The organism is Nonomuraea sp. NPDC049269 (assembly GCF_043197155.1).
GTDB lineage: Bacteria > Actinomycetota > Actinomycetes > Streptosporangiales > Streptosporangiaceae > Nonomuraea.
This window is the reverse complement of the sequence record NZ_JBICSO010000003.1, coordinates 840,718-851,818: the sequence shown is the minus strand read 5'-3', so window position 1 is coordinate 851,818 and position 11,101 is coordinate 840,718. Positions and strand designations below refer to the sequence as shown.

The 11,101-nt window shown below is 66.0% G+C and carries 11 protein-coding genes; 6 read left to right on the top strand and 5 right to left on the bottom strand.

The window, feature by feature from the left end; translation table 11 throughout:
- Window positions 1-258 precede the first annotated feature (258 nt).
- A complete protein-coding gene (locus tag ACGFNP_RS21490) occupies window positions 259-906 on the top strand; it encodes a twin-arginine translocation signal domain-containing protein (RefSeq protein ID WP_393321097.1) in 648 nt (215 codons plus the stop codon).
- A gap of 831 nt (window positions 907-1,737) precedes the next feature.
- Window positions 1,738-2,703 carry a helix-turn-helix domain-containing protein gene (locus ACGFNP_RS21485; RefSeq protein ID WP_393321094.1) on the top strand — a complete coding sequence of 322 codons (966 nt, stop codon included), beginning with the start codon at window positions 1,738-1,740 and terminating at the stop codon, window positions 2,701-2,703.
- A gap of 338 nt (window positions 2,704-3,041) precedes the next feature.
- Here ACGFNP_RS21485 and ACGFNP_RS21480 read toward each other — a convergent pair whose 3' ends face one another.
- The 4 genes from ACGFNP_RS21480 to ACGFNP_RS21465 all read right to left on the bottom strand — a co-directional run bounded on the left by ACGFNP_RS21480 (window position 3,042) and on the right by ACGFNP_RS21465 (window position 5,069).
- On the bottom strand, window positions 3,042-3,995 hold the full coding sequence (locus ACGFNP_RS21480; RefSeq protein WP_393321091.1) for an NAD(P)-dependent alcohol dehydrogenase: 954 nt from the start codon (window positions 3,993-3,995) through the stop codon (window positions 3,042-3,044).
- Window positions 3,992-4,195 (bottom strand): helix-turn-helix transcriptional regulator, encoded by a 204-nt coding sequence (locus ACGFNP_RS21475; RefSeq protein WP_308127435.1) that lies wholly within the window; start codon window positions 4,193-4,195, stop codon window positions 3,992-3,994. The genes ACGFNP_RS21480 and ACGFNP_RS21475 overlap by 4 nt, the downstream gene beginning before the upstream one ends.
- Before the next feature lie 23 nt (window positions 4,196-4,218).
- The gene (locus ACGFNP_RS21470; RefSeq protein ID WP_393321088.1) at window positions 4,219-4,650 is read right to left on the bottom strand and encodes a hypothetical protein; all 432 of its coding nucleotides are present in this window, start codon (window positions 4,648-4,650) and stop codon (window positions 4,219-4,221) included.
- Window positions 4,651-4,844: 194 nt separating this feature from the next.
- A complete protein-coding gene (locus ACGFNP_RS21465) occupies window positions 4,845-5,069 on the bottom strand; it encodes a Tn3 family transposase (protein ID WP_393321085.1) in 225 nt (74 codons plus the stop codon).
- A gap of 445 nt (window positions 5,070-5,514) precedes the next feature.
- On the opposite strand from ACGFNP_RS21465, the gene ACGFNP_RS21460 reads away from it, so the two are divergent.
- The 3 genes from ACGFNP_RS21460 (at window position 5,515) to ACGFNP_RS21450 (ending at window position 6,984) form a co-directional block, all read left to right on the top strand.
- On the top strand, window positions 5,515-5,823 hold the full coding sequence (locus ACGFNP_RS21460) for a hypothetical protein (RefSeq protein ID WP_393321082.1): 309 nt from the start codon (window positions 5,515-5,517) through the stop codon (window positions 5,821-5,823).
- 233 nt (window positions 5,824-6,056) lie between these two features.
- Window positions 6,057-6,458 (top strand): hypothetical protein, encoded by a 402-nt coding sequence (locus ACGFNP_RS21455; protein ID WP_393321079.1) that lies wholly within the window; start codon window positions 6,057-6,059, stop codon window positions 6,456-6,458.
- Between the two features lie 343 nt (window positions 6,459-6,801).
- Window positions 6,802-6,984 carry a hypothetical protein gene (locus ACGFNP_RS21450; RefSeq protein ID WP_393321076.1) on the top strand — a complete coding sequence of 61 codons (183 nt, stop codon included), beginning with the start codon at window positions 6,802-6,804 and terminating at the stop codon, window positions 6,982-6,984.
- Between the two features lie 17 nt (window positions 6,985-7,001).
- Here ACGFNP_RS21450 and ACGFNP_RS21445 read toward each other — a convergent pair whose 3' ends face one another.
- Window positions 7,002-8,792, bottom strand: coding sequence for a tannase/feruloyl esterase family alpha/beta hydrolase (locus tag ACGFNP_RS21445; protein ID WP_393321073.1), 1,791 nt, complete (start codon window positions 8,790-8,792; stop codon window positions 7,002-7,004).
- A 958-nt stretch (window positions 8,793-9,750) separates the two neighbouring features.
- Here ACGFNP_RS21445 and ltrA point away from each other — a divergent pair.
- Complete coding sequence (gene ltrA / locus ACGFNP_RS21440) at window positions 9,751-11,013, top strand: group II intron reverse transcriptase/maturase (RefSeq protein WP_393321070.1); 1,263 nt, start codon at window positions 9,751-9,753, stop codon at window positions 11,011-11,013.
- The last annotated feature ends 88 nt before the right edge of the window (window positions 11,014-11,101 follow it).

Below are 11,101 nucleotides of genomic sequence, written 5' to 3'. Positions count from 1 at the left end.
CGTGCTTAAGTGCCACCCCGACGCCTGGTGCGAGGCCCATGTGGTATGTGGGGGGCGAGAACGTCAAGGATATCCTCGGCGGCTAGGGGCCTTTTGGCGCTGCCCAGTTGCCCGGCCGTCCGGTCGTGGACCAACGCCTATGCAAAAACGCCATGATAATTGCCCATGGCGTACACCATCGATCGCGGGTATATCAGACCGATGATTATGTCGTCCAGATTATAATTGGTTCATTCGAAAAGCACGGAGGTGCTGACGATGACAGCAGTTGAACCCACTCCGTTCGACTCGCCGCTTCGCCGTGATGGACACCCTCAGTCGCGACGGGACTTGCTGAAGAAGGCTGCCCTCGTCGGGCTCGGTGCCGGCGCGGTCCTCGCAACCGAACCGGCCATCTTCGCCAAGCCGGCCGCCGCTGTCCAGAGCGGCTGGGCGCACTGCTATCACTGCCGAGGCCTGTTCTATCCCGGCAACGGCCCGAGTGCCTGTCCCTTGTTCACGAACGGTAACGGCAGCCACAGTACCGTGAGCGACGATGGCGTCGCCAGTTGGAACTACGCTCTCTGGACCGAGTCGAGCGGACCATCCGGCTTTCAGAAAGGCTGGCGCTGGTGCTCCAAATGTCAGGGTCTTTTCTACCTGCCCAACGGCAATAGTCACTGCCCAAAGGGCGGCGCGCACAACGGCACCGGCAGCTTTGCCTACATGCTGGAGGTCGTCCCGCCCGGTACGACGGTCGGTGGCGACGAGCAGGCCGGCTGGACATGGTGCAGAAAGTGCCAGGGCCTGTTCTTCGGACCATTCCAAGCGGACAGTTACTGTCCGGTCTTTTCGACGAATGACGCCCTCGGGCATCACACCGGCGGCGGCATTAGCTATAACTACAGCCTCCTGTACGTGCCTTGATCACGCCTGGCCGCAAGCATGGCGCAAAGGGTATGTCCCCCGGTTCTCTGGCGCGAGCCGCGCCTAGTGGGTGGGGGTCAAACCAACCTGGTGAGAACAGGCACCAATACCATGGCGGTCGGCTCTGCTCAGGGGCTGACCGCCACGGTCGTTCCTCCCCAGCGACACCCAGCGTTCGCCTGTCGCCACGCGACGGTGTTCCCGAGACGGGGCGCGATATAGATGGTGGCCGCGCGTCGAACGGAGTCGGCCCGGCCGCCGCACGAGCAATGGGGCCGACGGCGGGACGTCATACTGGTCGCCAGGCAACTCCCGTAGCGGGTGGGGGGTTTCTCCGCCATGAGAAGCAACATTGGTGGTCATTGAATAACTTAGGGTGATGAATCCTGGCATCCCTGTCCAACGCTCTGAGCGCTGAACAGCCGGTAAGGCGTGCAGGTGGAGATGCGCCGAAGGGGGTCAGGCCCTCGCTGTCCAGCTCATAGGCGAATATGTCCGCCAGTTGGGTCCAGCGTGACAGTGGTCAGGCGTGCCGACATCGGTCTCACCGTCATCCAACTGGCCGATGTCGATGGCGCCTGAACGCTGGTAAGTGACCTGTGATGCGTCGTGACAGTTTGCCGCAGACCTTTGCTGTCTGGACCATGCGATCTTGTCCATGACGCGCCAGAAGTTATGCGTATGACCCTCTCTCTCAAACGGAACCCACATCGACCGTTTGTCGAGACGACCAAGCAGCACGAGACTCCGGATCGGACTATTGCCGATGCAGGCAGGCCCTGACACCATCCGCTTAACGAAACCAGGGCATCACCCCGACAGGCGGTGGCCATGCGTCAGGTGGTCCGAACAGAGAACCTCCCGCGTGCTGACCGGTTCGAGTTCTGGCGGGAGACCTTGGCACAAGTGGCCATGCCGGTCGACGTGCTCAGCACTCACTCGGCCGACTTCGTGGCGACCATCCAGACCGCGAGTTTCGGGGCAATCGAAACCATCGTGATGAGACAACCGCCGATAGACGTCGAACGTACGCGTCGGTTGATCCGGCAGTCCGATCCTGAGGTCTATCAGTTGGTACTCAACCTTGCAGGCCACCAGCAGTTCGCCCAGGAGCGCAGAGAGGCTGTCCTGCGGCCAGGCGAGATGATGCTCTATCACAGCTCCAGCCCGTTTCGAACCCGCTCGGGCGTCCGTGACGGTCGTGAATCGGCGGTAGTTGTGACGATCCCGCCGGCGATGCTGCATTTGCCGGCCAGGAAGCTAAAAGACCTACTCGCCGTTCCGCTATCGCGCCGTGAGGACGGACTCGGCCCGCTGGTCTCCCGCTACCTGCTCACGCTGGCCAGCTCCACCGCCGGATACAGCGCCACCGACGCTACCCAGCTCTCGTTCGTCACTCTCGACCTGATCTCGATCATGCTGGCCAGCCGGCTCGATGCCGAAACCTCGTTGTCAATGGAGACACGAGAGCAGGTGCTGTTCGCTCGGATTCAGTCGTTCATCCATCAGCGTCTGGGCGACTCCACGCTATCGCCAGAAACGATCGCCTCCGCCCACCACGTCTCTGTCCGCTCCCTGCACCGGCTCTTCCGAGCCCACGGCATGACGGTCTCCGGATCGATCCGCAGCCGTCGACTGGATCGCTGCCGACGCGACCTGACCGACCCGCTCCTGCGCGGGCAGTCGATCAGCACCATCGCCGCGCGCTGGGCATTTCCCAGCAACGCAACCTTCGGCCGCGCCTTCAAGGCCGTCTACGGCATGAGCCCTGGAGACTACCGCCAGCGTGTGATGTAAGGGGCCTGAAACGGCCGACGAATACGATCAACCGTGAAGGACGAAGGCCGGTGGGGTGTTGCGCCAGATGGTCCGGGTGGGGATGACCTCTTCGAGCGGTCGGCCAGCAGATGGCGGAAGCGGCGGGTGGAGGCGAGGGGTACGGCCCCAGGAACACGGAGATGACGGTGACGGTCGTCGAGAAGGCGCTGCTGGCCCAGTCGCACATGTACCAATCGGTGCATTCCCGGCGCCCTCGCGACCAACTATCGGACGTCACCTCGGGGCGCTGTCGACCGTCATCGGATGCACCTCTTTGCCAAGACTCGCCGCAGGATATTGATCTCGGCGCCCCAGGGTCAATCAACCGTGATGACGAGCTTTCCGAGCGCGTTGCCCGCCGCCAGGTCACCCACCGCGGTGGAGGCCTCCGCCAGGGAGTACGTGCGCCCGACGGCCGGTCGAACGGCCCCGGCCTCGATGAGGTCGCGCAGCGCGTTCAGGTCGGCGGTGCGGGTCAGCGCGATCAGCGAGTCCAGGCGCTGGCGCGTGAACGGGGTGATCAGCCGGGCGACCAGCAGCCGGCTGAGCCCGCCGAACCACCGACCGCCGCCCTCGCCGCCGACGATGACGAGTCGGCCGCGCTCGGTGAGCAGCCCGCGCAGCAGGGCCAGCGGCCGGATGCCCGCGATGTCGATGATCAGATCGTACGTCCCGGTGAGTGGCTCGCGCGTGTAGTCGATGACGGCCTGGGCGCCCAGCGACCGGACGAGGTCGGCCTTGGCTTTGCTGCACACGGCGGTGACGTGGGCACCGCCGGCCACCGCGAGTTGCGTCGCAAAGCTGCCCACTCCGCCGCCGGCACCGATGACCAGCACCTTCTCGCCAGCGGTGACCTGGCCGACGGCCCGTACCGCGGTCACCCCTGACGTGGGTACGGCCGCCGCTTCGGTGAAGCTCAGGTTGGCGGGCTTGCGGGCGAGCTTGCCCGGGCGGGCGAGCGCGAACTGCGCGTACGCGCCGGTCGCCGCGCCGTACACCTCGTCGCCGGGGCGAAACGCGGTCACGTTGGCGCCGACGGACTCCACGACGCCGGCCACGTCCATGCCCGGCACGCGGTTGCGGGGCCGGCGCAGGCCGAAGCCGAGGCGGCCGATGAGCGGCAGCCCGGTCATGACGTGCCACACGCCGTAGTCGATGCCGGCCGCGTGCACCCGGATCAGCACATCGTCGGCGCCGGGCGTCGGGATCGGGACCTCATCGAGGCTCAGCACGTGCGGCGAGCCGTACTCGTCCTGGACGATCGCCTTCATGAGGGGTCTCCTTCGGTGTCGGGGTACTGGAAGACGTCGTCGAGTCCGGACCGGAACACCCGGGCGATGCGGAATGCCATCTCCAGCGAGGGGGAGTAGCGACCCTGTTCGATCGCGATGATGGTCTGGCGGGTGACGCCGACCCGGTCGGCCAGCTCGGCCTGGGTCATCTCGTCGTGCGCGAACCGCAGGGCCCGGATCGTGTTGGTGACCTGCGTCGGCTTCACCACGTCTGGAAGCCGCCCTTGCGGTACGCCATGATCTTGGCAAACGAGCTGAGCACCGAGGACAGCACGAACGCCAGGTAGACGGCGTTGGCGATCCAGAAGTGGCGCAGCTCGGCGATGGCCATGACCAGTGCAGCGAGCGCGCCGACGATGACGATCGACTGCCCGATGCGCTCACTGACCTGGTTGATCTCACGGTCGCGCTCGTCAGTGCGGTCGCTGCCGTGGCCGCCCGCGATGGCCATCGCGATGTTGGCCACGATCGCGGCGACGATGGCGCCACCGATGGTCCACAGCAGAGTTCCCGCGTAGGCGATGTCGGTGAGCGGGCCGTCGCCGGCCCGGCTCAGGACGGTCGCCACGTAGATCGTGTAGGCGCCGACGGAGACCAAGATCATCAGCCAGGCGCGCTTTTCCTCGAAGGCCATGCCCGCTCCTCACGTAAAACAAAGCTGACATCAACCAATGTAAAGCGCCCCGGACACCATGTCAAAGTTTATTTACACGCATGGTGGGCGATGCCATGGCGCCCGGCGCGGTGTTGCTACAAAACGTCCACAGTCGGCTGGACGGCGCAGGTCGCACCGGCCCGCCCTCATCGGAAGAGCCCGCAGAATCTGGGCTACTCCGGTTCGCGCCGCTGGGCGGCACCCTCGCCGCCGCCCGGTGGCAGACGCTTGGCCACGTCCAGCCGCACCTCGCCGTAGGGCTGGATGTGCTGCCAGAACAGCGGGGTCAGTCCGCAGCGGTCGGTGGGCTTGAGCAGCTCGGCCCATTGGGGGTCGGCCAGGACGTCCTGCAGCATCGGGGTGTTGATGTATGCGAGCGCGGCCTGCAGGATGCGCACGCCGCGCGTAGTGGCTACAAGAACGAGCCGTTGTACCGGCGGTCTTTCACACGATCGTAGATCTCACGTACCCACGGCTGACTAACCAGCGGCAGCCGCTCCAACGTCCTGAGGAACACCTCCCAATCAGGCCGGAAAGGACTGTTCGGCAGCAGCGGCGGCGAATCATCGCGGCGCACATCTGCGGGCATCCGGGCTGCCGCCTGCGCGAGCTGCCGCGAGCGCTGGGCGCATGTGCCCGCCCCTCGCGGTGGGCGACTCTAGACGGCAGCGAGCGACCAGAAGTGGTTGTCGTTGTTGCCCGCGGACAGACGCCGAGGGCCAGGTGCTGTTCCGGACAAGCGCGCGGTGTTTCCTCGATGTCCAAGTGGATGCGCTCTGACCTGCGGTTTCATTTGTCCAATGGGGCGAGCGCCACTTTGGACGACCTCTGGACAAAGATCCCTTGGCCGAGCGGAAAGCCGCGTGCCAGCATACGACCGGGGCCCGCGCCACGGACGCCTTTCCCATTCGAGGGCGCGCGGATATCGATGACGGAGGAAAGAGAAATGTCCACGGCAACAAGACCGGTCAGGCACGTTTGGCGTGCTGGTGCAAGAACCTGATCGGCAATGGTTCGCAGCAGAAGAGCTGGATGAACGTCAAGCCTGGCAAGACGGTCAGGTTCGTGGGTGAATGCACCTTCAAGGCCCGCAACACCGACCGCCCCGGGGATGCGTTTCCTGCTCGTCCGAGGGCGCCGATCAGGAACTAACCTCCTCAAAAGCAGCGCTCACGTCGTCACGGCCGCCTCCAAGGGGGGCGTGGGCGGTCGGGGCGCCGTGGTGGACCTGGACGGTGGTGGCGGCGATCGACAGGCCGAGTCCCAGGCCGTCGCCGGTGGCCCTGCGCCGGCCGGACGACCCCCAGGGCGAACCGATTCGACGAGATGTATCCACAATGCATATGCCGCATCCCGGCGAAACTCACTACTCTGGAAGGAACCCGATGCGAGTCCTTGCTCTCCTGGTTGCGGGCGCCACTTTCTTCACCGCCCCACTGACCGCGCAGGCCGCTACCGGCTCGGCCGCAGGCCTGACCCCGGTCGCGAGTTCGAGTGCCCAGCGCGCGGCCGCCGCCTGGCCCTCCTGTGTGAAAGCCACCCGCACCAAGCTGAACAACAACGGTTGGTCCGATCCCAAGTGGCAGGTCCGGGTGGCCAACAACTGCGCTAGCAGGACCAAGTACTCGATTGTGCGCGACCGGCAGTCCGACTTCGACTATGTGGCGGTCGCCCCCGGTAAGACTAGCTCTCGTAACATTGGCAAGTACTCCTTCGGGCACAGTGCCTCCGAGCCCGACGGCGTGAAGATCTACTACCGGGGCACCCGCTACACGAAGCGCTTCTGAAGCAAGGGCGGGCGGCAGTGGACTGGACTTCCCTGCCGCCGCCCCCATTTCTGTTGGCTCTGTCGTAGCTTCGGTGGTGACGGTACGTCTCACTGCATCACATTGAGTCACGAATGGTGCAGACGAGCTCGTAAGCGTGGTGTTCTCCGGGCTATCGCCGCTGATCATGGATGACGCGACGCGCTGGGCGTGATCTTCATCGTGCTGGGTCTGAGCTAGGCCGATCGTCGTGGGCGGGCCATGGCTCGCTCCAGTCAGCTCGGGGCCAAGCGTGCGGTCCGGCACGCGGCGCTGCTCACTCGGCAGAACCTGCCGCTGCGCGACCCGCACCCTGTTCCAACTGTTGTACGAGAGCGCGGCCCGGGCGGAAGAGGTGCTGGCCCTCGACGTCGACGAGCTCGACCTGCGCAACCGCCGCCAGTCTGGCGCCTCGGTCGTGAGGGCGCTGCTTTGCTGTAATGCGGCACGGTGGAGCGCGAGCGGGGCGGTGATGGACCAAGTGGTCCTGGCCGCGGTTCTGGAGTAGGGCGCCAAGCCGCCCAGCTAGCTCGGCCGTTGCGCCAGGGTGCAGGACCAGCGGCCGTCGTGCCAGCCGCAGGTCTGCTCGTAGCCGGAGCGGAACGACCCGAGCCAGGGGATGTCGTCCTCGTAGCGCGTGGGCGGCGGTGTCGGTGCGAAGTTCGCCGCGTCGTCGATGCTGCCGCTCCCGTCGTAGCGTGCGACGGTCGGATAGGGGTAGACCGGCCGGGTCCGTACGACGGTGTCGTCCTGACGCTTCGTGGCGACGAGCCGGTCGGGTGCGATTCCGTTCTCGACCCAGGCGAGGGTGGGGGTGAGCGCGTCGATCGCGTCCGGTCCCTGACCGTCACCGCAGTGGGCGACGCCCGGCAGCATGAACAGGCGGGCGAACTGCTGCGTGGCGTCCGTCCCGCCCATGCGCTCGGTGAGGGCGTGGTAGTAGGCGATCGTCCCGTAGGGCGAGATTGCCTGGTCTGCCCAGCCGTGCCAGAGGAGGAGCTTCCCGCCTGCGGCGCGGAAGGCCGTCAGGTCGGGGTTGCTCGCGTCGTAGACGCCGGCCTGCCGGTAGATCTCGCGGAACGTCGCCGAGTCGTAGTGCAGGTCATGCAGTGTCGCTGACGGCCGGGCAGACGGGTAGGCGAGGTACTTCAGCGCGCTCGTCGCGTTGCCCTCGGCCACGGCCGGGACGCCGGTGGCGGTCGGGGTGACCCAGCGGGCCCAGTTCGCTTCCGAGCCCACGGGCTCGCCCCCCGGGTACATCCGCCGGCCCCGCTCGTCGCGTGGCCCGTCGTACAGCTTGCGTACGGCATCGATCTGCGCGTCGGTGAGGCAGTCCGCGCTGTCGGTTCCTGTCGCGCAGCGCAGGCTCCGCGGATCGAACGCGCAGGCACGCGGGTCGTCGATCTGGCCGTCGGCCAGGCCGTCCCGTGCGTCGCACTCGCGCATGACGGCGGCGTGCAGCGCGGGAAGCTTGGCAGCGGTCATGATGGGCCGGCCCTGCGCGTCGGTGTTGGCCGTGGCGTGCCAGCCCGTGGACCACACGATGAGCGAGGTGAACAACGACGCCGGGGCGCCGGCGATGATGCCGTCGAAGTCGCGCGGGTAGCGCTGCGCCTCGGTCATCCCCTCGTGGCCGCCCTGCGAGCAGCCGTCGAAGTAGGAGTAGCGCGGGCCTTGTCCGTAGTAGAGCGCGATGAGCCGCTTGGCGACGAGCGCGACGACGTGGTCGGACCGGTAGCCGAAGTCGACCCGGAGTTGCGGATCGGCACCGAACGTGCCGTCGAAGCCGGAGACGCCGACGTGTCCCCCGTTGCCGGTGGCTATGACGAAGTCGCCGCGGGTCAGCGGCACGCACCCGTCCGTCGCGTCGGCGTAGATGTCGACGCTCCCGCAGAACGCCCCGCAGCCGGTCTGCAGATACCGCTGCCGCCACGTCGTGGTGGGGAGGAGCACGTCGAACTGGATCTGCGGCGCCGCGGTTCCCTTGACTTCGCAGGCTGCCCAGCCGACCGGCGAGATCGTCGCGGTCGCGGACCCGATGACCGCCGGAGCGCCGGGCGTCCCCGACAGGTCCTGCCCGGCGAGGGCCGCGCAGTCGATCCTCGGCAGCACCACGGGAGGGCCGGAGGACGAATCGCGCGCCTCGGCGGGCACCCCGGCCACGGCCGTACGGGACGCGGCCTGGCCACCGCCGGCCGTCACGAGGACGGCGAGGACAGCGAGCACAACCGGTAGCGCCCGGACTCCGGCGGTGCGGGCGGCGCGGCCCGGCATCCAGCCCCGTACACAAGCGAGCAGTTCTTGCGTCATCGCCATGCTTGATCATGACGGAAGGCGGGGATCGGCGTAAAGGCTTTTGGGCCCGCTCCAGGTCGAGGTCGGTCGACCCGCATTATCCGCACGCGGTTGATCATGCCAAAGAGATAACCGAGCCAGCCACAGCCACCGCTCGGAAACGATCACGAACCGCAATCGTGATCCCGCTACCTGGCGGCTGGGGACACGATCTGGAGCGGCGGGCCTTAAATACGGCAGAAAGGGGCCACGTCCGGCTGGAGCCGCACGTCATGCCTGGCGTGCTACTAGTAGGTAAGCCGGTCCCTTGCCGCGCCGCCGGACACGACATTGCGGTTGCATCCGATGAAGAAATCGGTCCGTCAGCTCCGATGCGGCCCGTTTCTGCCGTATTCGTGTGTCCTGAACGTGAAGGAGAGTTCGATGTAGGCGAATGATCTGAAGCGATGCTGCTCGGACGATGAAGGTTGTGGCCCTTCGGGGTCGCCCTGCGGAGGGAGACTCCAAACCACCTCATGCCGCGTTTGCTGAAGACAGTCGTGGTGAGCGATGAGGAAAAGGCGCTGGAAAGCCGTCAGGTAGGGACCGGAAAGGCGAACGCGAGTAAACCACTGATGACGTGTCGAAATCGGAACAGATGACATCGAAACCGGGGAGTGAATACGACTCCGGGATGAGCCTGGCGGGTGTCCGCTTATGGGCCAGGCGGTGTCCGGCATGGAGGTGGCGCGAGTCCGGTCTGCGGCGTTCGAGTGGAACAGGAGAAGGTGTGTTCGGACACTGCTCGCTTCGGCGGGTGACAGGGGAGAGCTGTGACCTCGGGGAACCTTGGAGGCAGCGTCAGAGTACCCGTCGCCGGGCGCGCCGGCGGACCGGCTCGTAGTAGTGGTGAAGGTCCTGTAATGGGGCTGGAGCGAAGGGGCCGGGTCGTTCGTGACTTGTTTGTTCGATCAACCGGAGATTCTCCGGGAGGAGTCGCGTGGATGAGTTGAAAGCACCGGGCAAGCCGTTTGAGATCTCTAAATGGGCTGTCCAGGTGGCGTGGGATAAGGTCAAGGCGAATAAGGGTTCGGCCGGGATGGACGGGTTATCCATCGGGGAATTTGAGAAGGATCTGAAGAACAACCTGTATAAGATCTGGAATCGGATGTCCTCGGGGACGTACTTTCCGCCGCCGGTCCAGGCTGTGGAGATCCCGAAGGCGCACGGCGGGGGCACGAGGATGTTGGGCGTGCCCACCGTGGCCGACCGGATCGCGCAGACGGTGGTGGCCGGGGTGCTGGAAGCGAAGCTCGAACCGATCTTCCATCCGAGTTCCTATGGCTATCGCCCGGGCCGCACGGCGCTGGATGCGGCCGGGGCCTGTCGGCAACATTGCTGGGAGTTCGACTGGGTGGTCGAGTTCGACATCCGGAAGTTCTTCGACTCCGTGCCGTGGGACCTGATCGTCAAGGCGGTCCAGGCGCACACCGACCTGCCGTGGGTGGTGTTGTATGTCAAGCGGTGGCTCGCCGCGCCGCTGGCACTGCCCGACGGAACCTTGCAGGATCGAGATCGCGGAACCCCACAGGGGTCGGCGATCTCACCCGTCTTGGCGAATCTGTTCCTGCACTATGCGTTCGACGCCTGGATCACCCGGGAGTTCCCGGACGTGGTGTTCGAGCGCTACGCCGACGACGCGGTCGTGCACTGCTCCAGGCTGGGGCAGGCTGAACGGGTCTTGGCGGCGATCAAGGAACGGATGGCCGAGGTCGGGCTTCAGTTGCACCCCGACAAAACCCGGATCGTCTACTGCAAGGACGACAGACGGCGCGGCTCGCATGAGCACACGTCGTTCACGTTCCTGGGGTTCACCTTCCGGCCGCGAGGGGTGCGGACCAAGACCGGGAAGATGCGTTGCGGCTTCAACCCGGCGGTCAGCAAGCAAGCCTTGAAACAGATGAGCGCGACAGTGCGGGCCTGGCGGCTCCACCATCGCACCGGTTCCTCCGAACACGACCTCGCACGGCGGATCAATCCGGTCGTGCGGGGCTGGATGCAGTACTACGGCGCGTTCTATCGCTCCGCGCTGCATCCCCTCCTGGCCCGTATCAACGCCTACCTGATGCGGTGGTCGCGCAACAAGTACAAGCGGCTACGGAGCCGAAAGAAGGCCCAAGCCCAATGGGAAAGGGCCGTGAAGCTGCGGCCCACATTCTTCGCCCACTGGATCTGGGTGAACACGGTTCCAGCAGTCTGGTGACCAGGACGACAAGAGCCGTGTAACGAGAGATTGTTACGCACGGTTCTGTGGGAGCCCCGGGCTGAGACGCCCGGGGCGACCCGACCGG